The 23,042-nt window shown below is 69.2% G+C and carries 23 protein-coding genes and 1 pseudogene; 16 read left to right on the top strand and 8 right to left on the bottom strand.

Annotated features, from left to right (window positions below; all coding sequences use genetic code 11):
• Positions 1-47 precede the first annotated feature (47 nt).
• The 3 genes from H7F30_RS04700 (at position 48) to H7F30_RS04710 (ending at position 5,225) form a co-directional block, all read left to right on the top strand.
• The gene (locus H7F30_RS04700) at positions 48-827 is read left to right on the top strand and encodes a GAP family protein (protein ID WP_187037066.1); all 780 of its coding nucleotides are present in this window, start codon (positions 48-50) and stop codon (positions 825-827) included.
• 98 nt (positions 828-925) lie between these two features.
• Positions 926-4,534, top strand: a complete 3,609-nt coding sequence (locus H7F30_RS04705) for a proline dehydrogenase family protein (RefSeq protein ID WP_187037068.1) — start codon at positions 926-928, stop codon at positions 4,532-4,534.
• A 142-nt stretch (positions 4,535-4,676) separates the two neighbouring features.
• On the top strand, positions 4,677-5,225 hold the full coding sequence (locus H7F30_RS04710) for an LURP-one-related/scramblase family protein (protein ID WP_187037070.1): 549 nt from the start codon (positions 4,677-4,679) through the stop codon (positions 5,223-5,225).
• Positions 5,226-5,282: 57 nt separating this feature from the next.
• On the opposite strand, the gene arfB is transcribed toward H7F30_RS04710, so the two are convergent.
• Positions 5,283-5,723 carry an alternative ribosome rescue aminoacyl-tRNA hydrolase ArfB gene (arfB, locus tag H7F30_RS04715; RefSeq protein WP_047312551.1) on the bottom strand — a complete coding sequence of 147 codons (441 nt, stop codon included), beginning with the start codon at positions 5,721-5,723 and terminating at the stop codon, positions 5,283-5,285.
• Positions 5,724-5,731: 8 nt separating this feature from the next.
• Positions 5,732-6,172, bottom strand: a complete 441-nt coding sequence (locus H7F30_RS04720) for a MarR family winged helix-turn-helix transcriptional regulator (protein ID WP_047312550.1) — start codon at positions 6,170-6,172, stop codon at positions 5,732-5,734.
• 110 nt (positions 6,173-6,282) lie between these two features.
• Between H7F30_RS04720 and H7F30_RS04725 the strand changes: the two genes are divergently transcribed.
• Positions 6,283-7,458 carry an MFS transporter gene (locus H7F30_RS04725; protein ID WP_187037072.1) on the top strand — a complete coding sequence of 392 codons (1,176 nt, stop codon included), beginning with the start codon at positions 6,283-6,285 and terminating at the stop codon, positions 7,456-7,458.
• 14 nt (positions 7,459-7,472) lie between these two features.
• Here the strand turns inward: H7F30_RS04725 and H7F30_RS04730 are convergent, their stop codons facing one another.
• The gene (locus tag H7F30_RS04730; RefSeq protein ID WP_187037074.1) at positions 7,473-8,969 is read right to left on the bottom strand and encodes a serine/threonine-protein kinase; all 1,497 of its coding nucleotides are present in this window, start codon (positions 8,967-8,969) and stop codon (positions 7,473-7,475) included.
• A 77-nt stretch (positions 8,970-9,046) separates the two neighbouring features.
• Between H7F30_RS04730 and H7F30_RS04735 the strand changes: the two genes are divergently transcribed.
• The 4 genes from H7F30_RS04735 to H7F30_RS04750 all read left to right on the top strand — a co-directional run bounded on the left by H7F30_RS04735 (position 9,047) and on the right by H7F30_RS04750 (position 11,318).
• Entirely contained in the window at positions 9,047-9,337 is a 291-nt protein-coding gene (locus H7F30_RS04735; protein ID WP_187037076.1) for a YciI family protein, read from the top strand.
• A complete protein-coding gene (locus tag H7F30_RS04740; protein WP_187037078.1) occupies positions 9,337-9,717 on the top strand; it encodes a DUF488 domain-containing protein in 381 nt (126 codons plus the stop codon). The genes H7F30_RS04735 and H7F30_RS04740 overlap by 1 nt, the downstream gene beginning before the upstream one ends.
• Positions 9,714-10,739 carry an alpha/beta fold hydrolase gene (locus H7F30_RS04745; RefSeq protein ID WP_187037080.1) on the top strand — a complete coding sequence of 342 codons (1,026 nt, stop codon included), beginning with the start codon at positions 9,714-9,716 and terminating at the stop codon, positions 10,737-10,739. The genes H7F30_RS04740 and H7F30_RS04745 overlap by 4 nt, the downstream gene beginning before the upstream one ends.
• Positions 10,740-10,814: 75 nt before the next feature.
• Complete coding sequence (locus H7F30_RS04750; RefSeq protein WP_187037082.1) at positions 10,815-11,318, top strand: hypothetical protein; 504 nt, start codon at positions 10,815-10,817, stop codon at positions 11,316-11,318.
• Between the two features lie 44 nt (positions 11,319-11,362).
• Here the strand turns inward: H7F30_RS04750 and H7F30_RS04755 are convergent, their stop codons facing one another.
• On the bottom strand, positions 11,363-12,085 hold the full coding sequence (locus H7F30_RS04755) for a hypothetical protein (RefSeq protein WP_187037084.1): 723 nt from the start codon (positions 12,083-12,085) through the stop codon (positions 11,363-11,365).
• Between the two features lie 67 nt (positions 12,086-12,152).
• On the opposite strand from H7F30_RS04755, the gene H7F30_RS04760 reads away from it, so the two are divergent.
• Positions 12,153-12,926 carry a polyprenol monophosphomannose synthase gene (locus tag H7F30_RS04760; protein ID WP_187037086.1) on the top strand — a complete coding sequence of 258 codons (774 nt, stop codon included), beginning with the start codon at positions 12,153-12,155 and terminating at the stop codon, positions 12,924-12,926.
• Between the two features lie 37 nt (positions 12,927-12,963).
• Here H7F30_RS04760 and H7F30_RS04765 read toward each other — a convergent pair whose 3' ends face one another.
• Complete coding sequence (locus H7F30_RS04765) at positions 12,964-13,476, bottom strand: GtrA family protein (protein WP_052947117.1); 513 nt, start codon at positions 13,474-13,476, stop codon at positions 12,964-12,966.
• A 104-nt stretch (positions 13,477-13,580) separates the two neighbouring features.
• Between H7F30_RS04765 and H7F30_RS04770 the strand changes: the two genes are divergently transcribed.
• The 3 genes and pseudogenes from H7F30_RS04770 to H7F30_RS14875 all read left to right on the top strand — a co-directional run bounded on the left by H7F30_RS04770 (position 13,581) and on the right by H7F30_RS14875 (position 15,827).
• The gene (locus H7F30_RS04770; RefSeq protein ID WP_187037088.1) at positions 13,581-15,260 is read left to right on the top strand and encodes an FAD-binding dehydrogenase; all 1,680 of its coding nucleotides are present in this window, start codon (positions 13,581-13,583) and stop codon (positions 15,258-15,260) included.
• A gap of 237 nt (positions 15,261-15,497) precedes the next feature.
• Positions 15,498-15,605: pseudogene (locus tag H7F30_RS15000) on the top strand (TetR family transcriptional regulator); the annotation flags it as partial.
• Positions 15,606-15,638: 33 nt separating this feature from the next.
• The gene (locus H7F30_RS14875) at positions 15,639-15,827 is read left to right on the top strand and encodes a hypothetical protein (protein ID WP_255464959.1); all 189 of its coding nucleotides are present in this window, start codon (positions 15,639-15,641) and stop codon (positions 15,825-15,827) included.
• Here H7F30_RS14875 and H7F30_RS04780 read toward each other — a convergent pair.
• Positions 15,810-17,117, bottom strand: coding sequence for an ISL3 family transposase (locus tag H7F30_RS04780; RefSeq protein ID WP_074045819.1), 1,308 nt, complete (start codon positions 17,115-17,117; stop codon positions 15,810-15,812). The genes H7F30_RS14875 and H7F30_RS04780 overlap by 18 nt on opposite strands.
• Before the next feature lie 335 nt (positions 17,118-17,452).
• On the opposite strand from H7F30_RS04780, the gene H7F30_RS04785 reads away from it, so the two are divergent.
• Complete coding sequence (locus tag H7F30_RS04785; RefSeq protein ID WP_187037090.1) at positions 17,453-18,595, top strand: AI-2E family transporter; 1,143 nt, start codon at positions 17,453-17,455, stop codon at positions 18,593-18,595.
• On the top strand, positions 18,592-19,098 hold the full coding sequence (locus H7F30_RS04790) for an NUDIX hydrolase (protein WP_047312541.1): 507 nt from the start codon (positions 18,592-18,594) through the stop codon (positions 19,096-19,098). The genes H7F30_RS04785 and H7F30_RS04790 overlap by 4 nt, the downstream gene beginning before the upstream one ends.
• A 36-nt stretch (positions 19,099-19,134) precedes the next feature.
• Here the strand turns inward: H7F30_RS04790 and H7F30_RS04795 are convergent, their stop codons facing one another.
• Positions 19,135-19,767, bottom strand: coding sequence for a response regulator transcription factor (locus tag H7F30_RS04795; protein ID WP_118914318.1), 633 nt, complete (start codon positions 19,765-19,767; stop codon positions 19,135-19,137).
• A complete protein-coding gene (locus tag H7F30_RS04800; protein WP_187037092.1) occupies positions 19,764-21,053 on the bottom strand; it encodes a sensor histidine kinase in 1,290 nt (429 codons plus the stop codon). The genes H7F30_RS04795 and H7F30_RS04800 overlap by 4 nt, the downstream gene beginning before the upstream one ends.
• Positions 21,054-21,199: 146 nt before the next feature.
• On the opposite strand from H7F30_RS04800, the gene H7F30_RS04805 reads away from it, so the two are divergent.
• On the top strand, positions 21,200-22,276 hold the full coding sequence (locus H7F30_RS04805) for an FtsX-like permease family protein (protein WP_187037094.1): 1,077 nt from the start codon (positions 21,200-21,202) through the stop codon (positions 22,274-22,276).
• Positions 22,273-22,962, top strand: coding sequence for an ABC transporter ATP-binding protein (locus H7F30_RS04810; RefSeq protein WP_187037097.1), 690 nt, complete (start codon positions 22,273-22,275; stop codon positions 22,960-22,962). The genes H7F30_RS04805 and H7F30_RS04810 overlap by 4 nt, the downstream gene beginning before the upstream one ends.
• Positions 22,963-23,042: the final 80 nt, after the last annotated feature.

A 23,042-nucleotide genomic window follows, 5' to 3' on the forward strand; every position in this document is an offset into this window, starting at 1 on the left:
CAGCACGCCACCGGCCCTCATGCGTCCGTCGAAAGGATGACGCCGGTGTGCGCGAACGGCACTTCCTGCCGACGCGCGAGTACGGCTCGCGCGAGCACGCTGAACGCATGGACCTCGAACTCGCTCTCACCCTCGTCGTGCTGGCGCTCGTCGACGCGACGAGTCTCGGCACCCTCGTCATCCCGGTGTGGTTCCTCCTCATGCCCGGGCGGCCCCGCGTGGGTCGGATGCTCACCTACCTTGCGGCGGCCGTCGGCTCGTACGTCCTGCTCGGTTTCGCGTTGCTCGCCGGTGCCCTCGTCTTCCTCGAACGGATCTCGGCCTGGTTCGCAGGGTCGAGCGGCGCGCACGTTCTGCTCGCCGTCGGAGCCGCCATGTTTCTCGTCGGCGTGTGCATGCCGACGAAGAAGGACGCCGAACCGGGCCGCCTCATGCGCAGGATCACCACCTGGCGCGACCGGGCGATGGGCGCCGACGGCGACGCCGGCGTCAAGGCCGTCGTGGCGCTCGCCGTGGTGGCCGTCCTCGTCGAAGCGGCGTCGATGGTGCCCTATCTCGCGGCGATCGGTCTGCTCTCGGCGGCACCGATGTCGACGCCGGAGCGGGGCCTCGCGCTCGTCGCGTACTGCCTCGTCATGGTGGTGCCCGCCCTCCTGTGCCTGGCGGCGAGGCTCATCCTGCACGAGCGCATCGAGCGACCGCTCCAGCGCTTCGGGGCCTGGATCGAACGCACGAGCCACGAGAACCTCGCCTGGGCGCTCGCGATCATCGGGTTCCTCCTCGTGCGCCACGCGTGGATGGCCGGCGCCCGCCCGCCCTGGATGTGACCGGAACATTCGCTTCTGCCCCGTCATTGCGCGCAATCCGCGGCCACGCTGCGGCATTCGGGCAAGACATACGGACCGGTAGGGCGAACACTGACGGTATGAGCCAGATCACTGACGCGCCGCACACCCCCGCGGTGCCCGACACCGACCCCACCGCCGTCCTGCGCGAGCTCACGGACGAAGCCGTCGCCCTCGCCAAGAAGTGGGGCGACGCCACCGAAGCCGGCCAGACGAAGGCCGAGAAGCGCACGAGCGATCAGCTCGGCGCGCTGCTGCGTGACGAGAAGGGCCTCGACCTCGCGGTGAAGTTCGTCGACCGCGTCGCCCGCCCCGAGGACAACACGGCGGCCGCACGCGAACTCGCGCGCCTGTCCTCCAACGAGGCCACCGGGTTCATGGGCCGCATCGACGCCGCGCTCATGGGCATCGGCTCGCGCGTCGCCACCCTCGCGCCGCCTGTCGTCGTGCCCGCCGCGCGTAAGCGCCTGCGTCAGCTCGTCGGCCACCTCGTCGTCGACGCGAGCGACCCGACGCTGGGCAAGCACCTCGCCAAGGCGCAGGCGGACGGGTTCCGCCTCAACATCAACCTGCTCGGCGAAGCCGTGCTCGGTGAGGCCGAGGCCGCTCGTCGCACCGAGTCGACCCGCAAGCTGCTCGCGCGCGACGACGTCGACTACGTCTCGATCAAGATCAGCTGCCTCGTCTCGCAGATCTCGACCTGGGACACGGAGGGAACGGTCGAGCGCGCCCTCGAGCGCCTGCGCCCGATCTACCGGGTGGCGAACGAGGCCTCGCCCAAGAAGTTCGTCAACCTCGACATGGAGGAGTACCGCGACCTCGACCTGACGATCGAGCTGTTCACGCGACTCCTTTCCGAGCCCGAGTTCCATGACCTCGAGGCCGGCATCGTGCTGCAGGCCTACCTGCCCGACGCCGTGCCCGCGCTCGAGCGACTCATCGACTTCGCGAAGAAGCGCAAGGCGGCCGGTGGCGCCGGCATCAAGGTGCGTCTCGTCAAGGGGGCCAACCTCGCGATGGAGCGCGTCGAGGCCGAGGTGCACGACTGGGAGCAGGCACCGTACACCTCCAAGGAGGACGTGGACGCCAACTACCTCGCCTTCATCGAGCGCGCCACGCGCCCCGACGCGATGGAGGTCTGCCGACTCGGTGTCGCCTCGCACAACCTCTTCGACGTCGCCGTCGCGCACTTGCTGTCGGAGAAGCGTGGCGTGAGCGACCACCTCGACGTCGAGATGCTGCAGGGCATGGCGCCCTCGCAGGCGCGCGCCGTCAAGGCCGACGTGGGCACGGTGCTGCTCTACACGCCGGTCGTGAAGTCGGAGGACTTCGACGTCGCCGTCTCCTACCTCATCCGCCGTCTCGAGGAGAACGCGGCCGAGCAGAACTTCCTGCACGCCATGTTCAGCCACGACGACGAGGCCGACGACAAGTACAAGTACGTGCGCGACGGCCTCACCGGCACAGGTCGCCTCACGCCCATGGAGGATCAGGAGCGTCGTTTCCGCGAGTCCGTGGACGCTCTGGCCTCGACGCCCGTCGGGCCGCGCCGCAGCGCCGAGCGCAAGCCGATCGGTGACTACTTCGAGAACACCGCCGACTCCGACCCGGCGCTGCCGGCCGTGCGTGAGTGGGCGCTCGCGGCAGTGACGCGTGAACCTGCGCCGCTGACCTCGCCCGAACTCACGTCGCTCGAGGCCGTCGACGAGGTCGTGAGCCGTGGCGTCGGCGCGCACGAGGCCTGGTCCGCTCGCCCCAACGCGGAGCGTGCCGCGCTGCTGCGCGAGGCCGCACGCGAACTCGAGAAGCGTCGTGGTGACCTCATCACCGTCGCGGCCGCCGAGGGTGGCAAGACGATCGATCAGGTCGACCCCGAGGTCTCCGAAGCCATCGACTTCGCGCGCTACTACGCCGACAGGTGCGAAGACCTCGTCCGCGAAATGGCCTCGGACGGAGCGCGATTCGAGCCTCACAAGCTGACGCTGGTCACGCCGCCGTGGAACTTCCCCGTCGCCATTCCTATCGGTTCCGTGCTCGCGGCGCTCGCGAGCGGATCGGCCGTCATCATCAAGCCGGCGCCGCAGACGGTCGGCTGCGTCGAGGTCGCGATGGAGGCCCTGTGGGCCGCCGGCATCCCGCGCGAGGTGGCCCAGGTCGTGCGCGTCGAGGAGAACGAGAACGGCAAGGCGCTCGTGTCCCACGAGGACGTCGACACCGTCATCCTCACCGGCTCGATCGAGACGGGGCGCCTGTTCGCCGGCTGGCGTTCGCGTCACGCCGGTGGCCCGCGCGTGTTCGGCGAGACGAGCGGTAAGAACGCCCTCGTCGTCACGCCTGCGGCGGACCTCGACCTCGCGGCCGCCGACCTCATGAAGTCGGCGTTCGGCCACGCCGGGCAGAAGTGTTCGGCGGCCTCGCTCGGTATCCTCGTCGGCTCGGTCGGCTCCTCGCGTCGTTTCCGTGAGCAGCTCATCGACGCCGTGGAGTCGCTGCGCGTCGGCTGGCCGAGCGACCTTGGCACGACGATGGGCCCGGTCATCGAGCCGCCGTCGGGCAAGTTGCTCAAGGCGCTCACGACCCTCGAGGAGGGCGAGACGTGGCTCGTCGAGCCGAAGCAGCTCGACGAGACGGGTCGCCTGTGGTCGCCCGGCCTCAAGGACGGCGTGAAGCCCGGCTCCTTCTTCCACATGACCGAGGTCTTCGGGCCCGTGCTCGGCCTCATGCACGCCGACTCCCTCGAGGAGGCGCTCGAACTGCAGAACGCGACGCAGTTCGGCCTCACGGCAGGCATTCACAGCCTCGACGAGGACGAGATCGAGTACTGGCGCGAGCACGTCGAGGCCGGCAACGGCTACGTCAACCGGCACATCACCGGCGCCATCGTGCAGCGTCAGAGCTTCGGTGGCTGGAAGGAATCGGTCATGGGCCCGGGCGCCAAGGCCGGTGGCCCCAACTACGTCGCACAGTTCGGTACGTGGGTGGCGGACGGCGTTGCCCGTCAGGGCGCGCCGGTCATGCCCCGCGTGCGGGACCTGCAGGAGATCCTCGCGCCCCTCGCGCGCACCGAGGACGATGCTGCGTGGCTGCTCGCGTCGCTGCGTTCGGACGCCTACGCGTGGCGTGAGGAGCTCGGCATCGAGTCTGACCCGTCGTCGCTGCGCGCGGAGAGCAACATCTTCCGTTACCGCCCGCAGCCGCGCGTCGTCGTGCGCGCGGAACTCAGCGAGGGTCTCGACGCCGATGACCGGGCAGCCGACCGCACCCTCGTCGAGGTGGCGCGTCTCGTGCTGGCCGCGCACCTCGTCGGTTCGTCGGTTCGCCTGTCGTGGGACATCGCCCTGCAGCCGGCGCTCAAGCGACTCGAGGAGACGGGTGAGGGCCGCCAGGCGCTCGCGTGGCTCGACCGCGTCGGCGAGGTGGAGAGCTCCGCGCAGTTCGTGTCGTGGGCTCGCGCGCAGGCGCTCGACGGCGAGTCGCTGCGTATCCGCATGGTCGGCGCGGACGCCGACGGTGAGACCGCTGCGGCGCTCGCCGAGGCACCTGCTGACGACCAGGGCGCCAGCATCACGCCGCTGTTCGGCGAGGTGCTCTCGACCGGCCGTCGTGAGCTGCTGACGTTCCTGCGCGAGCAGGCGATCAGCCGCACCCTGCACCGCTTCGGTCACGTGCCGCCGGAGCTCGTGCGCTGATCGACGCCACGAGAGGACGCGCCTCGCAGCCGACGCTGTGGGGCGCGTTCTCGTGTCATCGGCCCGGTGTCGCGGCGTCGGGGAGTGACGGTGGCAGCCGCGCGGCCACCATCTCGTGTCGGGAATCGGGCACCATGAATCCGTGGCACTTCTTCAGTCGGACGTTCTCGTCATCGACCAGGTCACGAGCTTCATGGGTAACGACTTCGCCATCATGGACGCCGGTGGGCAGCCGATCGGGCGCATCCGCACCGACGGTGGTGCGCTGAAGCGCTTCGCCCTCGGCAACCGCGAACTCACCATTCTGGATACCGACGGCTCCCTGTTCATGCGCATCGACGACGTGATGAACTTCGGGCGCGACCGCTACGTGCTCTTAGACCCAAGCGGTCAGCAGTTCGGCGAGGTGGTCAAGGAGTTCACGTTGTTCTCCAAGCGGCTCACCGTGAACCTCCCGGACGCGACGCTGCAGTTGTCGGGCAGCTTCTTCGAGCGCGAGTTCGAGGTGGTCGGCCCCGGTGGACCGGTGGCTCGCGTGTCGCGCCGGTGGCCGGGCATCGGCGCGGCGTTCCTCGGCAAGGAGCGTTACGTCCTCGGGCTCACGCCGGGGGTTCCCGGCCCGACTCGCGCCGCGACACTGGGCGCGGTCGTCGCGCTCGACCTCATCCGAGCCAAGGGCCAACAGGGTTAATCCGGCTTCTCCTCGGCTGAACCGGGTGAGCGTCCCCCGGGCGCCGGGTCAGGCGTCTCAGTCGAGGCCGGGCTTGCGACGCTGCTGCTTCGTCACGCTGCGCTGCTTCTTCGCCTCGAGGCGCCGCCGCTTCGAACCGCGCGTCGGCTTCGTCGGCCGGCGAGGCACCGGTGGGGCGAGCGCCTCACGCAGGAGGGCAGCCAGGCGCTCGCGGGCGGCTGTGCGGTTGCGGCGTTGCGAGCGGTGCTCGGCTGCGGTCACCGTCAGTACCCCGGCCGCGAGCCGCGCGTCGAGGGCTGCGAGCACGCGGGCGCGCTGGGTGTCGTCGAGCGCGCTCGTTGTCGTGAGGTCGAGGCTGAGCTGCACGCGCGAGTCGGTGGTGTTGACGCCCTGACCGCCCGGGCCGGAGGCGTGGGAGAACTGCTCCTGCAGCTCGGCGGCGGGGACGCGCAGGCCACGCGGGGCTCCAGGCCCCGGCATCACCGACAGATCGTCCACGTCAGAAGTCAGTGCTTCTCGACGAAGGCGACGAGGTCGGCGAGTTCTGGCTTTTCCCGGGCTGATTCGAGCGAGGCGGCGAGGACACGGTCGTGCGTGGGGCGGGCCTTCTCGTAGGCGGCGCGACCTTCCGGCGTCAGCTCCGTGTAGATGCCGCGCCGGTCGTCCGCGCAGATGATGCGCGTGAGGTAACCGCGGTCTTCGAGTCGGTTGACGAGCCTCGTCGTCGCGGAGGGGGAGAGGGCTGCTGCGCGCGCCACCTGCGCCATGCGGAGGTGGAACGTGCCGTCCTGGCGCGACAGGGCGTCGAGCACCGTGTACTCCACGACGGTCAGGCCGTGGCCCGCGACGAGCTCCTTCTCGAGACAGGTCTCGATGTGTCCGTGGAGTGCGGCGAGCGTGCGCCAGCCCGAGGCGCGGACCTCGACGGCGGTGTCAGCGATACCCATGAATTTAGTGTACGCCGCTTGCAATAGAGCGCGTGTGCAACTAACGTCACGCAAGTTAGTTGCACGCGCGGTATGTTGCCGCATGGAATGAACCTCGAAAGGGTGCACTCATGCCTGTCGGACTGCTCGCCCTGGCCCTCGGTGGCTTCGGCATCGGGCTCACCGAATTCGTCATCGCCGGCCTGCTCACCCCGGTCGCGAACGACCTCGGGGTCTCCGTGCCCACGGCCGGCTACCTCGTGAGCGGTTACGCCCTCGCGGTCGTCTTCGGTGCGCTGGCGCTGCCGCCGCTCCTCGCGAAGTGGGCGCCGAAGCGTGCGCTGCTGCTCCTCATGGTGCTGTTCGTCGTGGGCAACGCGATCTCGGCACTGGCACCCGGCTACGCCGCGCTCCTCGCCGGACGTGTCGTCGCGGCCCTCGCGCACGGCGCCTTCTTCGGCATCGGGTCCGTGCTCGCCTCGGCCCTCGTGGCCAAGGAGAAGCAGGCCAGCGCCATCAGCATCATGTTCGGTGGGCTGACGCTTGCCAACGTCCTCGGCGTGCCGATGGGCACCTTCGTCGGTCAACAGTGGGGCTGGCGGGCGACGTTCGCCACCATTGCCGTCGTCGGGGTCGTCTCCTTCGCCGGCATCGCAGCGCTCGTTCCGGACGCCCACGCCGAGTCGTCCGAACGTAGCCTCCGGGCCGAACTGGCCGTCTTCTCCCGGGCCCAGGTCTGGTACTCCCTCGGCATGACAGTGCTCGTCTTCGGCGGCATGTTCGGTGCGTTCATGTACATCGAGCCGCTGCTGACTCGCGTCACCGGTTTCGACGACGGCGCAGTGCCGTGGCTCCTCGTCCTCTTCGGCGTCGGGCTCTTCGGCGGCAATCTCCTCGGTGGGCGCCTCGCCGACGCAGCCCTGCGCCGCACCCTGACGACGTGGACGCTCGCGCTCGGCATCGTTCTCGTGGTCTTTGCGCTCGTGCCGGGCAACAAGGTGGCGGCGGCAGCACTCCTGCTCGCCATGGGCTTCTTCGGGTTCGGCACGGTGCCCGGCCTGCAGATGCGTGTCATGCGCTACGCCGACGAAGCGCCGACGCTCGCGAGCAGCGCGAACATCGCCGCGTTCAACGTCGGCAACTTCCTCGGCGTGTGGATCGGCGGCCTCGCCATCGCGGCCGGCCACGGCTTCGGTTCGCCGCTCTGGGTCGGCGCAGCCTTCGCGTTCGCGGGCCTCGGGGTGCTCCTGTTCGCCGACGCCCGCAGCAGCGCCCGCTCGACGGCAGCGCCGGCAGTGGCCTGCTGACCGCCGAATTGTGCCTACTGGCGGCGAAGCTTGCCCTCGGCGAGTGCAATGCTCTGATGATCCTGCGGCGAGCAGCGCTGCGCTCTCAGCTCGAGCACGAGGCTGCGCACCCCCGTGACGTCGAGCGAGAGTGCTTTCGCCTTTTCGCTCGAGAAGTTCACGGTCTGCTTCGTGTCGCCGTCCATGCGCACGACGACGGTGCCGGTGTCCCCCGAGGGGTTGGGGCGCGCGCTGAAGCCAGCGAGCAACTCCATCTGAGTGAACTCACCGTCGAGGGTGAAACGCACCGGACGGGTGCAGGTGGGGGGCGTGAGATCGCGGGCGACGACGGCGTCGTCGAAGTCACGCCCGTCGATCGCGGCGCTGTTCTTCTCCGCCTCCGAGCCGGCGAGACGACTGGACAGTGGAACCACCGTCGGTTGCGCCCGTGTCGTCGACGAGGAGGTGGTGGCCGATGGTTTCGACTTCGTCTGCTCCGAGCCGGTGTCGCGCAACAACAGCCACGCGACGAGCGCGACGAGGCACAGCCCGACGACGAGCCCGACGCCGAGCGCGATGCTGCGACGGTGCGACGTGCTCTCGTCGTCATCGTCGGAGACGGTCTCGGGAGAGCTTCCGGAGGTCGGCAGTGCCGAACCGATGAGTCGCGTGGGGGGAGAGGCGTGCAGGGGAGCGGGGGCCGGCATCCCGGCGAAGCGCGGCACCATGTCGGCCAGCTGCGCCGCGACGGCGGAGGCGTCGTCGGGCCTGTCTCCCGGGTTCTTCGCCATGAGCGCCGCGACGAGGTGCCACAGCTCGTCCGGCATGCCGTCCGGGCGTCCGGGCGCGTGGTCGGCGTGCATCCGCAGGAGCGCGACCGGCGAATCGGAGCTGAACGGCACGATGCCGCACGCCATTTCGTACAGCGTGATGCCGAGGGCGTAGAGGTCGCTGGCACGTCCGCTCGGCAACCCGTCGCCGAGCTCGGGCGCGAGGTACTGCGGGGTGCCGATGACGTTCGCCGTGCCGACGTGCCCCGTCGCCGTCACGGCGAGCGAGGCGATGCCGAAGTCCGCCAACTTCGGCTCGAGGCCGTTCGGGGTTTCGTCGAGAAGCACGTTCTCGGGCTTGAGGTCGCGGTGCAGGACGCCCGCGCCGTGCACCGCTGCGAGGCCGGCCGCGATCCGCGAACCGAGGGACGCCACCTCCGCAGGCGGAAGATTGCCGCGCTGCTGGAGCAGGCCGCGCAACGACGGCCCGCCGATGTAATCCATGACGATGGCGAGGCGCGGGCCCTCGACGACGAGGTCGTGCACGCGGATGACGTGAGGGCTGCGCAGATTGACGAGCAGGTTGCGTTCCTGGAGGAAACGCGCGACGACGGTGGGGTCGTCAGCCATCTCGGGGCGCAACAGCTTGAACGCGAGGGGGCGGCCGTCGACATCGCGACCGGCCCACACCTGACCCATCGCGCCCGCGCCGATTCGACGTTCGAGCACGTACCGGCTGCCCAGCTGCCAACTCTCCGACACGTGGTTTCCCTCCCTGCCCCGATCGCCTCGATCTTATGGTCTGCCCGGTGTCACTGGTGGCGAGTAGGCTCGAAGGCATGGCGATTTTCGCGGTCTCCCACCGCTACAGCGACGACGTCGCCGCGCGCGACACCCACCGCCCCGAGCATCGCGAGTTCCTCGCGCAGTGCGAGGGCCTCCTGCTCTCCGGGCCGCTCACCGACCCGGCCGGCGCGCTGCTGCTCGTCGCAGCCGACAGCGCCGAGCAGGTCGAGCAGCGTCTCGACGGCGACCCGTTCCGCCGTGAAGGGGTCATCGTCGAACGCGTCGTCCGCTCCTACGACCCGGTGCTCGGCAGCCTCGCGGACGCCGTCGCCGCCCACCGCTGATGGCCACCCCCGACATCGAGGTGGGCAAGGTCCACACCGCGCGTGACGGTGAGGCGATGCGCGTGCTCGTCGACCGGTTGTGGCCCCGCGGAGTCTCGAAGGAACGAGCAGACCTCGACGAGTGGGCGAAGGACACCTCCCCGAGCACGGACCTGCGCAAGGAGTTCCACGGCGGAGATCTGAGCTTCGAGCAGTTCGCCGACCGCTACCGAGCCGAGCTGGCCGACGGTGACGGTGCCGACGGGCTGGAGAAGCTCGCCGAGACCGTTTGCGGCGCCGACGGGCGCGTCCTCCTCCTCATCGCCGGTGACCCGACCGGTGACAACCACGCTCAGGTGCTCGCGCAGGCGCTGCGAGAGCAGATCGGAGAGAGCTCGTGAGTCCCGCCTCAGAAAACGAACCGGGCAACTCGAGCGCAGCTCTGGCCGCCGACGTCGACGTTCTCGACGCTGCCGCGGCCGAGGCGCTGCTCGCCGAGTCTCTCGCCACGAACGTCGACGAACCCGAACCCGACCTGCCGCCCATCACGACCGTCGAGGTCGACGGCGTCACGGTGCATCACCGCGACAGCGGCCACAACGTCTCGGGGCCCACCTACGTCCTCGTCCACGGTCTCGGCGGGAGCCTCGCGAACTGGGAGCCCGTCTGGCCCTACCTCGCGCGCCTCGGGCGGGTACTGACACCCGACCTCGCCGGCTTCGGGCGCACCGAGGCCGACGCCGGCCGTTCCGCGGTCGGCGACAACGTCGACCTGTTGAGCGCCTACCTCGACGTCGTGGACGCGCGAAACGTCGTGCTCGTCGGCAACTCGATGGGCGGGATGATCTCGCTGCTGCTCGCCGCGAAGGGCCACCCGCAGCTCGAGCGGCTCGTGCTCGTTGACGCGGTCGTGCCGTTCGGCCCCAAGGTGCGTCCGAACCCCCGGGTCGGTCTCACCTTCGCGCTCTACATGTGCCCGCCCCTCGCGCGCTTCGTCGTGCCGCGCTACGTCCAGCGTCGCGGCACCGACCAGATGGGCCTCGACGGCGTACTTGTTGTGGTGGCCGACCGTCGTCGCGTGCCGCGCTGGGTGTGGCGCCGGGCCGTCGAGGAGGCGCGGGCACTCACCGAGATCCAGAGCGCGGTGCCCTCCCTTGTGCGTGCTGCGCAGTCGATCGTCATCGCAGGAGCGTCGCGAAGCTACCGCCGCGCGCTGGCCGAGGTGACGGTGCCCGTCACGTTCCTCCAGGGAGACGCGGACGCGCTCGTGCCTGCCCGCGGCGTGCGCGCGGCGCTCGCGAGGGTTCCGGAGTGGAACTACGTCGAGGCCGAGGGCGTCGGTCACGTGCCGATGTTCGAGGCTGCGACCTGGACGGCTGCCGTCATTGCGGGCCGGATTCGCGGAAAGATCACGAATATGTAACGGTGGGTGACTCGTGGGCGATGAACCCATGACCGACCGAGAGGCCAGAACCACGGGCCCGACGAGAGGAAAACCGTGCACCACCACGCTTTCACCCGAACTCGCCGCATCCTGCCGGCAACCGCGGCGAGCCTCGGGCTCGCGGTGACGATGGCCGCCTGCGGCAGTGCGAACAGCGACGACGCCAGCCCCACTGTCACGACCTCCAGCGCGACGACGAACGCGGGCAAGCCCGGCGCGACGCCGGCCCTGCGCGCAGCCTGCATCGACACGAACGAGAAGGTCGTCTCGGCCAACTCCACCTGGAACAAGGCTGTCGACTCGCGCAAGGCGGCCGACCTCATCAAGGCGTCGACCTCGATGGGCAAGCTCGCGGACGAACTGCGCGAGCAGGGCAAGAAGTCCGGTAACGCCAGCTTCAAGCAGAAGGCGGACGCCGTCGCCAAGAAGGTTGACACGCTGACGAAGGCCAAGACGCCCTCGAAGACCGTCGACACGAACACCTACAACGACGCGGTCGACGACCTCACGTCCTACTGCGGCCAGATGTTCCCGTCGGCGACGAAGAAGTCGGCCTGACGCACTTCATCGGGCAGAGTTGAGCCGCTCGATTCCCGGGCCCCTCACCTCTCGTCGAGGGCTCTGACGCGAGTCTCCGCCGCCGCGAGGGCGGCCTGTGCGCTGTCACGGGCCGCCTTCGCGGCGTCATAAGCGTCTACCGCAGCGCTCAACCGGCGGCGGGCCCGCTCGACCTCCTGCATCGCCGTGCGACGTTCGGCGTCCCGCGCGGCAGCCTCTCGCTCGGCCTCCCGGTCGGCTGAGTCGGTGTTCACGATGCGAAGAGCGGCACGGCCGCGCGCGGCTGCGTCCCGATGTGCGAGCGCGTCCGACAGGTCAACCTCACCCCACCCCGAATAGCGCAGGCCCCGCACCAGGGTGCGGCTCGCGACGGCGGCCTCGGCGCTGGGGTCGGCTGTCGCGGCGAGCAGCGTGCAGCGAACCTCGTCGCGCACCGCCGGTGAGACGGAGACGGTTGCGAGGACGGCGTCGAGCAGGCGGTGACGTTCGGACGTGAGGCGTTTCATCTCGTCGGTGTCGAGGCGCGTCTGAGCAGCCCGTAGGGCGGTGCCGACGGCGAGGAGTTCACCGAGCGGCTGATCCTCCAGGTGATTGACGGTCTCCGCGGCCACCGTGGGTTTGCGCAGCGCCGTGATCGCGCGGGCGACATCGGCGGCGCCCTCACTCTTCGCCCGAGCCGCGAGTTCCTTGCGGACCCTCACGAAATCGGCTGCCGGTCCGTCGTAGAGGCGACGGACGGCGTCATCGAGGCTGATCGGCGCGGGCATGCTCACCATTGTGCGGCCCATGAGTTACGTTTGCTGTCTCGTCCCCGTCGCCTGACGAAAGTTACCCATGCCCGCGTTGCCCTCTGCGCAGGAGCGCCCCGCGATCGATCGCGTGCTCGTGCTCCTGCCGACTTACGACGAGCGCGAGAACCTTCCCCGGATCCTCGAGCGCGTCCATGCCGCTGTTCCGCATGCGGACATCCTCGTCATCGATGACAACTCGCCCGACGGCACCGGTGAGATGGCCGACGATTTCGCCGCCTCGAGCGCGCACATCCACGTGCTGCACCGTCGGGGCAAGGAGGGGCTCGGGAAGGCGTACCTCGCAGGATTCGCCTGGGGTCTCGAACGCGGTTACGACGCTCTTGTCGAGATCGATGCCGACGGCTCGCACCCCGCAGAGGAACTACCGGCGATGCTCGAGCTGGCTCGCCAAGCCGACCTCGTCATCGGCTCGCGCTGGATCAAGGGCGGGTCGGTGGTCAACTGGCCCAAGCAGCGCGAGGTCCTCAGCCGAGGAGCCAACCTCTACGTGCGCGCGTTGCTCGGTACGCACGTCCACGACGCTACGGCCGGGTACCGCGTGTACCGCGCCCCGATGTTGCGGGCCATCGACCTCGACGGGATCACGACGAGCGGATACGGCTTCCAGGTCGACCTCACCCTGCGTGTCCTTGAGGCCGGCGGCGTCGTCGTCGAGCACCCGATCCGCTTCGCGGAGCGAGAGTTCGGCGTCTCGAAGATGTCGCGCGACATCATCGCCGAGGCCTTCACGCTCGTGACGATGAGCGGTCTGCAGCATCGAGCCCGTCAGATGAAGGCGCTCCTGCCGGGACGCTGATCGCGGTCGCCGGGTGCAGGTAGCGGCTGCGTCGCGGCTACTTCTCGTGTGCGTCGCGGTGCGTGGGCGGTGCACCCTGTTCGGCGGCCTTGCCGAAGACGACCGTGCGGTAGAGCACGAACCGCATGAGCGTGCCCAGGCCGATGCCCAGAACCACGTGCACGTTGACCCAGAACGGCTTCGTCACGTCGAGGACGTAGTGGGCGAACGCGACCCACGCCGAGGTGACCGCGAGCGCGACGCCGTTGACGCCGAAGAACAGGGCCACCTCGTGATGGACCGGGCGCCCCTCGCGTTCGCGGAACGTCCAGTACCGGTTGCCGAGCCAGGCGAAGACGGTGGCGACGGCACCCGAGAGGATCTTCGCCGTCGTGTACTTGTCGCTCAGCGCACCGTGGATGAGGACGTTGAACAGACCGAGGTCGATGACGGCGGCGAAGGCGCCGACGAAACCGAACGTGCTTACCTCGCGCCAGAACGTCGACAAGGTGGACGACGAGGGCTCCTGTTCCGCTTCGGGTTTCGAAGCCGCGGTGTCCTGGGTCGTCATGGTGCCCGAGTCTAGCGGCGCCCCCTCGGCTCGACGGTAAACGGCCCGGGTGACAGGAGGCCTCAATTATCGTGACGGCAACGATGCAGAGGGAGTGATGGGGCATGACTGAACGAACGTTCGACACGATCGTCGTGGGAGCAGGGCTCGCCGGTCTCGTGGCGGCCGCGGAGCTGACGGCGCGAGGGCGCCGCGTCGCCGTCGTCGAGCAGGAGAACCGGGCGAACCTCGGTGGGCAGGCTCACTGGTCCTTCGGCGGTCTCTTCCTCGTCGACTCTCCTGAGCAGCGTCGCCTGCGTGTGCGCGACAGCCTCGAGCTGGCGTGGGCCGACTGGTGCAACAGTGCTCAGTGGGACCGCCTCGACGGCGAGAACGCCGAGGACACGTGGGGGCGCGCCTGGGCTCGTGCCTACGTCGAGTGGGCGGCCGGCGGCAAGCGCGAGTGGCTGCGCGAGAACGGCATCAACCTCACGCCGATGGTCGGCTGGGCCGAGCGCGGTGAAGGGCGTGCCGACGGCCACGGCAACTCGGTGCCGCGCTTCCACATCGCCTGGGGGACGGGCACGGGCGTCAGCGGGCCCTTCGTCGAGAAGGCACTCGACGCCGAGAAGCGCGGGCTGCTCACCTTCTTCCACCGCCACCGCGTCGACGAGCTCGCGACGACGAGCGGCGCCGTCACCGGTGTGCGCGGCACGGTGCTCGCGCCGGACGACGCCGAGCGCGGCGTCGCCTCGAACCGCGATGCCGAAGGTGACTTCGAGCTCGAAGCACCCTCTGTGATCGTGGCGAGCGGCGGAATCGGTGGCAATCACGACCTCGTGCGTCGCTGGTGGCCCGAGAGCCTCGGCACCCCGCCGTCGTCGATGATCACCGGCGTGCCGGAATACGTGGACGGACGCATGCTCGACGTGGCCGAGAGTGCCGGCGCGCGCCTCGTCAACCGTGACCGCATGTGGCACTACACCGAGGGCATCCGCAACTGGAACCCCGTGTGGCCGCAGCACGCCATCCGTATCCTGCCCGGCCCGTCGCCGTTGTGGTTCGACGCGATCGGCCGACGCATGCCGCAGCCCTGCCTGCCCGGTTTCGACACGCTCGGCACGCTGCGCCACCTGCGTACCGACCCTGCGATCAGCGCGTTCGACCACTCCTGGTTCATCGTGACGAGCAAGATGCTGGAGAAGGAATTCGCGCTCTCGGGTTCGGAGCAGAATCTCGACCTCACCTCGGGCAGTCGCAAGGAAGTCGTCAAGGCCCGCCTGGCCTCCGGCGCGCCGAAGGCCGTGGCCGACTTCGTCGAACACGGCGCCGATTTCGTCGTCGCCGACACGATCGACGAACTCGTGGCGAAGATGAACACACTCACGGACGAACCGCTGCTCGACGCCGACGCTGTGCGCACGCAGATCGAGGAGCGGGACCGGCAAATGGGCAACCCGTACTCCAAGGACGTTCAGGTCATGACGATCCACAACGCCCGCAACTACCTTGGTGACAAGCTCGCCCGGGTGAGTTCGCCGCACCGGGTTCTCGACCCGAAGGCCGGCCCACTTGTCGGTATCAAGCTGCACGTCCTGACCCGCAAGAGCCTCGGCGGCATCCAGACCGACCTGCAGTCTCGCGTGTTGGACGCCGACGGGAACGCCGTCCCGGGTCTCTTCGCGGCCGGTGAAGCCGCTGGGTTCGGAGGTGGAGGCGTGCACGGATACAACGCACTCGAGGGGACGTTCCTCGGCGGCTGCCTGTTTTCCGGGCGCGCGGCCGGGCAAGCGGCGGCGGGGTGATTCGGCCTTCGGTCTATCTGTCTCTAGAAGTCTTTTTTACGACTTCAAACGCGTATGACAGGCGTCCGACTTGTCCTTTAATTTGCACTACGCTGCGTAATTCAGGAATGGGGAGGTCGTGGATCACATGTCACGTCGCGAAATAAAACAGGATCGAGCCCATGAGATTCGAGCGCGAATTCTCAAGGGTGCCAACGACGGGTCGGAAAGCGGCACACACAGGCCCGGGCTGCTGAAGCATTCGCAGAGCGCGGGTTCGCCGGCGCGACGGTTGCTGACATTCTGAAGGGGTCCGGAGTCACCAAGGGCGTCCTGTACTTCCACTTCGAGACGAAGGAAGAAGTCGCCGACGCGGTACTTGCGGCCCACGGAGATTGGATGGTGAAGGCCGCCGAGTCGGTGCCCGGACGCGGCTTTCAGGCCACGGCCCGGCTCGCCGTCGAGCGTGAAACCTACGGCGAGGGACGCCCGGCGTCCTTCCACATGTGGGAGTCGATGGCGCGCCACATGATCGAGAGCCTGGACTGCGACGGCGCTTTTGCCGGCTCTTCACAGATGAGGGTGTAGTTGGGGTCTGAATCCCCCGGCTTCCAGGAGTGCTCGGGCGATGTAGTGGGTGAGGTTGCGGAAGCCGAGGGCGAGCCCGCGTAGGTGCTCAAGGCGTCCGTTCACGGCTTCGGTGGGTCCGTTGCTGGTGCGCGGCCGGTCGAAGTAGGCCAGGACGTCACAGACGCGTCTGGCCAGGGTGCGGCCCAGCTTGCGCAGCTCGACCAACGCCGTGGGCACACCATCGGCGAGGGCGTCGATCACGGAGCTCATCTCGACGCGGCCGACGCTCCGGTCGTGGTGACGGTAGGCGGAGATCATGCGCTGATAGATCCCCCAGGTGCACTCGACCTGGATGTGGCGTTCGTCGGCGAAGAGGGACTCGAGGCGCTCGTGTTGGCGGCCGGTGACCAGGTCGGCACCGGTGTGCAGAGTCCGCCGCGCGGTGTAGAGCGGGTCGCCCTTGCGTCCGCGGTGTCCGTGGAGCTCTTGCTGGACCCGGCGGCGGCAATCGTCGAGGGCGTCGCCGGCCAGGCGGACCACGTGGAAGGGGTCCATCACGCAGACGGCGTCCGGCAGCTCTTCGGTGGTGGCGGTCTTGAACCCGAAGAAGCCATCCATCGCGACGACCTCGATACCCCTCCGCCAGGCTTGGTCCCGCTCGGCGAGCCAGTCCTGGAACGCCTTCTTCGAACGGCCATCGAGCATCGCCAGCAGGCGGGAGGGGCCGGTGCCGTCGCGCACCGGGGTGAGGTCGATGATCACAGTGACGTACTTGTCGCCCTTCCTCGTGTGCCGCCAGACATGCTCGTCGACCCCGACCACGCGGACGCCGTCCAAGCGGGACGGGTTATCGATCAGCAGGCGTTGACCTTCGGCCAGAACAGCGTCGTTGGCGGTATTCCACGACACCGCGAGTCCTTCGGCGACGCGGGCCATGGACAGGTGCTGGACCACGATCGCGACCAGGCCCCAACGCAGCCCGGCGCGGGAGATCTTCGCCCGCGGCTCGGCCGCGGCGGTGGTGTCCTGACGCCACACGTGAGCGCACTCGGCACACCGGTACCGGCGCACGGTGACCAGCAAGGTCGTGGGGCGCCACCCGAACGGCTCGTGCGCCAGCTCCCGGGTCACGGTGTCCCGGGATACCCCTCGGCAGCCACACCGGCGGCACCAGTCGTCCGGTTCGACGACCCGGCAGGCCAGCACCGCACGATCCGGCTCGAGAAGTTGCCCGGTGATCTCCAGGCCAAGGTCGTCAACGCGCGTGAAGGTGGTCAGGTCAGGGCACGTGAAGGTAGCGTCAGGCAACGTCGAGGTCTTTCGGATGGCTGCGTGTAGGAACCTCCATCTTCGGAAGACCTCGACACCTACCTCCGGACCGACGCGCCAGCGCCGACTACACCCTCATCTGTGAAGAGCCCTTTTGCCAAAAGGATCGACGCCGAACGCATGGCGCGGATGCTCACCGGGGCCCTGCTCGGGTTGCACCTCACGTGGCAGGCCACCGGGCACGAGCAGGGCCTGCACGAGGAAGTGGAGTACTTCTGGCGAACCATCGCCCCGGTGCTCATTGCCCCCCTCCGAGTACGAGGCCCTCGAACTGAGCCGTCCGGCCTGAGCGCTCGACGTGGGAAACTGGCCCGATGAACGAGCCGGTTTCCCCTGACAAGGCGCGCGCGAGCGTCCCCTTCGGCATCCGCCTCGCGGGTGCCTGGTCGGGTTACCTCCTGCTCGTCGCAGCCGCAGTGGCGCTCGTGTTCTGGGCCCTGGCAAAGCTCGGCCTCGTGACCGTTGCGCTCGTCACCGGCATCATGGTGGCGGCGCTCCTGCAGCCGCTCGTGGCGTGGCTCGTGCGCCGAGGCCTCGGGCGCGGGCTCTCGGCCGTCATCTCCTTTTTCGTCGGATTCGGGTTCATCGCGCTGCTCGTGTGGTTCGTCTGGGCCCAGGTGGCCGGTTCCAGCGGCGAGTTCGCGAGTCAGTTCGGCGGCGCCCAGCGCGGTGCGCGTGACTGGTTGGTCGACGGTCCGCTCGGCCTCGACCCGGCCACTGCGAACACCTACACCGTCGATCTGGCCAAAACGGTGAGCGAGCACTCCGGCGACATCACCGCACAGGCCGGCGGCTATCTCGGTCAGGCGGCAGGCGCGCTGTCGGGTTTCGTCCTGACGCTTTTCTGTGTTCTCTTCCTTCTCGCCGACGACGGCTCCATCTGGCGCTGGTGCGTGCGGGTGCTCCCGCGCCCCGCCCACAACTATGCGGATCTCGCCGGCGCGGCAGCATGGAGGACGCTCGTCGTCTACATGCGATCGCTCGTTCTGCTCGCCGTACTCAACGCCGGGGCGATGCTGCCGGTCATGTGGATCGCCGGTGTCCCACTGGCCGTCCCCCTCACCGTGGCGCTGTTCCTCGGCTCCCTGGTGCCGCTCGTCGGCGTGCTCGTCGCGGCGGTCCTGCTGTTCGTCATCGCTCTCGTCAGCAAGGGCATCGTCACCGCGATCGTGATGATGGTGGCGCTCGCCCTCGTCATCCAGCTGTTCGGCAATCTCGTCAACCCGATCATTCTGGGCAAGTTCGTCGATCTCCACCCGCTCGTCATCCTGCTCGGCGTCACCGCCGGCACCGTGCTCGGAGGGGCTTTCGGCGCCTTCACCGCGGTGCCGCTGATCGCCGTCGTCAACAACATGGTCAAGGTGATGCGCCGCTACCACGTCTCGGGAGAGGCGGACGAGGACCTCGACCACGTCCCGGAGGCGCGCCTTGAGAACCTCGTCGAGGAGTCACTGTGAACGCTGCGAACCCTTCACCACTGCGGATGGCGGCGCTGCGCCTCTACAAGTGGCTGCCGGTCGGCATCAGCCACCGCATCGTCCACGCGATCCAGCCGACGTTCACGGCGGGTGCCGTTGCGATCATCGAGTACGACGGTCGGGTGCTCGCGCTGCGTCAGGTGCACCGCAAGGGCTGGTCGCTGCCCGGCGGGCTCATCGACGGCGGTGAACAGCCGCGCGACGCCGTCATCCGTGAGGTGCGCGAGGAGACCGGCCTGACGATCGAACCGGGCGGCGCGATGGCCACGTACTTCGTGCCGGAGATTCGGCACATCGACGTCATTTTCCGCGTCCACTGCGAAACGAAACCGCACGTCGAGGTGGCCAGTGAGGCCCTCGAATCGGGCTGGTTCGCCCTCGAGGAACTGCCCGAACCCGACGACTCGACGCGCCGCATCCAACACGCCGTGAAACTCGCGCGCGTGGCTCCGCAGCCGGGTCACCTCGTCGACCCCTCCTGAACTGACATGGTGATTGCCTCACCACACCGAATTCCGTCAGCGCAGGATGCCGGCAGTGCGGGCCTTGGCGACGGCGTCCGTGCGGGAGGTGGCCCCGAGCTTCTCGTTGATGTGCACGAGGTGGGTCTTCACGGTGGCCTCGGAGACGAAGAGTGCCTTGGCGATCGCGCGGTTCGTCGCGCCGTCGGCGACCCGTTCCAGAACGTCCACCTCGCGCGCCGTGAGAGAGGCTGTCGGCTGCGCGAGGCGGGTGACGAGGCGCTGCGCTACGGCCGGTGCGAGCACCGTCTCGCCGCGTGCCGCGCGGTGGACGGCGTCGACGAGGGTCTCCGGTGGGGCGTCCTTGAGCAGATAGCCGCCGGCGCCCGCCTCGACGGCGCGCAGGATGTCGGTGTCCGTGTCGTAGGTCGTGAGGATGAGCACCGCGGGGGCGCATCCGCGGCCACGGATGGCCGCCGTCGCACTCACACCGTCCATGCCGTCGCCCATCTGCAGGTCCATGAGGACGACGTCGGGCGGTGTTCCGGTGGCCGTGAGCCGATCGAGTTCGGCGATGGCCTCCGCGCCGTCACTCGCTTCGGCGAGAACGTCGATGCCCGACGCCACGAGCAGGGCCCGCAGGCCGGCGCGGACCACGGGATGGTCGTCGGTGAGCAGCACCGTGGTCACAGGGCGCCTCCGTTCGTCGTGACGGGCGATGGTGCGGCAGGCGAGGTGGCCGTCGGGATCCTGACGAAGAGCGCCGCCCCTTCACCGGGGGCCGACTCGACCTCGAGCTGCCCGCCGAGTTCGACGAGGCGCTCGCGGATGGCACGCAGGCCGAATCCGCTGCCACCGAGCGGGGCGCGCTCGACGGCGGCCTCGTCGAAGCCGACACCGTCGTCGATGATCTCGAGCGTCACGTCGGTGGGCGAGTAGGCGAGCGTCACCCCGGCGCGCGAAGCCTGGGCATGGATGCGCGAGTTGGCGAGACCGCTCTGTGCGATGCGCAGCAACGCGACCTCGACGGGGGACGGCAGCGGGCGGGCCTCTCCGTCGCACGTCGTGGACACTGCGATGCCGGTCTGTTCGCCGAGGCGCTCGGCGAGGCGGCGGATGGCCGCGAACAGGGGAGCATCGGCGAGTTCCGTCGGAGCGAGGGCGTGGACGACCTCGCGGGCCTGCGTCAGCCCTTCCGCGGCCTGTTCCTCGATCTGACGCAGCAGCGTGCCCTCGCCGTCCTCGCGCGCCAGCCCGGCACGCGAGAGGAGCAGGATGCTGGAGAAGCCCTGGGCGAGGGTGTCGTGGATGTCGCGGGCGAGTCGCTCGCGCTCGGCGAGGACCCCGGCGCGGTGCTGCGCGTGCGCCAATTCCTCCTGGGCGGCGAGGGCGTCGTCCTGCGCAGCGACGAGTTGGTCGACGAGGAGGTTGCGGGCGTCGTTCTCCCGCCGCAGTTGGACGTACACCCATGCGATACCGAGGGCGACGAGCATGCCCATGAACGGGCCGATGAGGCTGCCCGGTCCCCGCGTCGAGTTCGAGCTCGCGAGAGCGACGACGCTCGCAACGAGCACGACAGCGACCAGGGCCGCGGCGAGCGCGCGTCGCGCGACGTAGAGGACGAGGAAGTAGAACGCGAACGCCAGCCACGCGAAGTCGGCAGCCACGGCGAGCAGCGCGATCCACGCCACGACGAGCGCTGAGATCCACACCTGGGCGAGCTGTTCGCGGCGCGCGTCGGAGACCGGACGGCGCTCCAGCGTGAGGCCGAAACAGTAGAGGCCCATGAACAGCGCCGACGCGACGAACAGGAGCGCGAGGTGCGGCGCCGTCGTCGTCTGCGTGAGAAGCGCACGCGCGAGCCCGACGACGAAGAGCAGGACGAAGAGCACGTGCATGGCGGCCTGCATGGCGCGGATTGCGCGCGCCGTCTCGGGGCGTCGGGCTGTGGCGGACGGTGGCGGGTGGGCACTCATCGTCCCTTCATTCTGCCTTGGCAAGGCGCGCGGCGGTATCAACCGAACGGTTGAGGCGGGCCTCGCCGAGCGGTCGATGTGTGCGCGCGGGAACGGCGATGGAATGGAGGCATTCACTCCCGCACCTCTTGTTCGGAAAGGCTGAGATGTTTCTCGGATCCCGCGACCTGCGCCACGCCAAGGGCAGGTTCGCGCTCATCGGCGGCGTGGTCGCTCTCATCACGCTGCTCGTCGTCATGCTGACGGGGCTCGCGGCGGGCCTCGGGCGTGAGAGCGTTGCCGCCGTCTCGACGATGCCGGATCGCGGCGTCTCCCAAATCGCCTTCTCGCAGCCGGCCCAGGGGCAGAAGGTCGGCTTCGACTCCTCTCGCGTCGCGTCGTCCGCGGTGAAGGACGCGGCCGACCAGCCCGGCGTCACGGAGGCGACGTCACTGGCGATCGCGCAGAGCCGCGTCAGCGTCGACGGTGTCCGCTCGGCCGTCACGGTCTTCGTCGTCGAGGACGGATCGTTCGCCGCGCCGTCGGGCGTTCGTCCCGGCTCGGTCGTCGTCGGTTCGGGCCTCGGCAAGGACGCGAACGTCGCGGCCGGTGACTCGATCACGTTCGGCGACAGATCGGTTCGCGTGCAGGCACTGAGCGACGATGCGTCCTACCAGCACGTTCCCGTCGTCTGGATGACGCAGACCGACGCCAAGGCCGCGGGCGTCCAGACCGCGGGCGGCACCTCGCTCGCCCTGCTGAAGACGGACGGTTCGTTCGATGCGGCAGCGTTTGAGAAGCAGAGCGACCTCGTGGCGATGACACCGAACGATTCCCTGTCCACCATCTCCGCCTACCAGGCCGAGAACGGTTCGCTCACGCTGATGCGCGTCATGCTCATGCTCGTCTCGGCCCTCGTCGTGGGAGCGTTCTTCACGATCTGGACCATCCAGCGCACGCCGGACCTCGCTGTCCTCAAGGCGATCGGTGCCCGCACGAGCTACCTCGTGCGTGACGCCCTCGGTCAGGCCGCGATTCTCCTCCTCATCGGCGGTGGCCTCGGCACGCTCATCGCGACCGTCGGCGGGTTGCTCGCCCGAGACGTCGTCCCCTTCGTCGTCAGCCCGACGACGACCCTCGTCCCCCTCGTCCTTCTCGTGGTTCTCGGTCTGCTCGGCGCGCTCGTCAGCCTGCGCCGCATCGCGACCGTCGACCCCAACTCAGCGCTAGGAGCTGCACGATGAGCCTCATCGTCGATGACGCCGTTCTCACCTTCCCCGACGGCGCCGGCCGCATCACCGCGGTCGACCACGTCAGCCTCAGCGTCGAACCCGGCGAGTTCGCCGCCGTCACCGGCCCGTCCGGTTCGGGTAAGTCGTCGCTCCTCGCCGTGGCGGGTCTGCTGCAGACGCCGGACTCGGGCAGAGTCGCGATCGGTGGCCGTGTCGTCTCCGGCCTGTCGCGCAAGGACGCGGCCGCGGTGCGCCTGTCGTCGATCGGCTTCGTCTTCCAGCAGAGCAACCTCATCGCGTCGCTCATCGCCGCGGAACAACTCGAAGCCGTGGCCCGCCTCGACGGGCGCAAGGGCAAGGCCGTCCAGGATCGCGCGATGGAACTGCTCGAGGCAGTCGACCTCAAGGACGCCGCGAGCCGTCGTCCGGCGCAGCTGTCGGGCGGTCAGCGTCAGCGCGTGGGTATCGCCCGGGCGCTCATGAACTCACCCGAGCTGCTCCTCGTCGACGAACCGACGTCGGCGCTCGACTCCGAGCGCAGCTCTGCCGTCATGCGCCTCATCGGCGACGTGACGCGTGACTCCGGCGTCGCGACGCTCATGGTGACGCACGACCTGCCGACGCTCACCGCCGTCGACTCCGTGTACGAGATGGTCGACGGTCGGCTGAGCCGCTCCGAGCGGGCCGAGGCCGCCTGACGTACGACGAGTTCACAGGCGCACCGTACGCGCCGGAAGCGATGGTCGCTTCTCGCGCGTTCGTGCATCGGTCGGGAACA

The organism is Dermacoccus sp. PAMC28757, from assembly GCF_014302635.1.
GTDB classification, from domain to species: Bacteria; Actinomycetota; Actinomycetes; order Actinomycetales; family Dermatophilaceae; genus Dermacoccus; species Dermacoccus abyssi.

Coding starts and splice junctions, on each gene's coding strand:
- H7F30_RS04705 (WP_187037068.1), top strand. CDS start 926: ATGAGCCAGATCACTGACGCGCCGCACACCCCCGCGGTGCCCGACACC.
- H7F30_RS04720 (WP_047312550.1), bottom strand. CDS start 6,172: ATGGGTATCGCTGACACCGCCGTCGAGGTCCGCGCCTCGGGCTGGCGC.
- H7F30_RS04725 (WP_187037072.1), top strand. CDS start 6,283: ATGCCTGTCGGACTGCTCGCCCTGGCCCTCGGTGGCTTCGGCATCGGG.
- H7F30_RS04735 (WP_187037076.1), top strand. CDS start 9,047: ATGGCGATTTTCGCGGTCTCCCACCGCTACAGCGACGACGTCGCCGCG.
- H7F30_RS04740 (WP_187037078.1), top strand. CDS start 9,337: ATGGCCACCCCCGACATCGAGGTGGGCAAGGTCCACACCGCGCGTGAC.
- H7F30_RS04755 (WP_187037084.1), bottom strand. CDS start 12,085: ATGCCCGCGCCGATCAGCCTCGATGACGCCGTCCGTCGCCTCTACGAC.
- H7F30_RS04760 (WP_187037086.1), top strand. CDS start 12,153: ATGCCCGCGTTGCCCTCTGCGCAGGAGCGCCCCGCGATCGATCGCGTG.
- H7F30_RS04765 (WP_052947117.1), bottom strand. CDS start 13,476: ATGACGACCCAGGACACCGCGGCTTCGAAACCCGAAGCGGAACAGGAG.
- H7F30_RS04770 (WP_187037088.1), top strand. CDS start 13,581: ATGACTGAACGAACGTTCGACACGATCGTCGTGGGAGCAGGGCTCGCC.
- H7F30_RS14875 (WP_255464959.1), top strand. CDS start 15,639: ATGGTGAAGGCCGCCGAGTCGGTGCCCGGACGCGGCTTTCAGGCCACG.
- H7F30_RS04785 (WP_187037090.1), top strand. CDS start 17,453: ATGAACGAGCCGGTTTCCCCTGACAAGGCGCGCGCGAGCGTCCCCTTC.
- H7F30_RS04800 (WP_187037092.1), bottom strand. CDS start 21,053: ATGAGTGCCCACCCGCCACCGTCCGCCACAGCCCGACGCCCCGAGACG.
- H7F30_RS04805 (WP_187037094.1), top strand. CDS start 21,200: ATGTTTCTCGGATCCCGCGACCTGCGCCACGCCAAGGGCAGGTTCGCG.
- H7F30_RS04810 (WP_187037097.1), top strand. CDS start 22,273: ATGAGCCTCATCGTCGATGACGCCGTTCTCACCTTCCCCGACGGCGCC.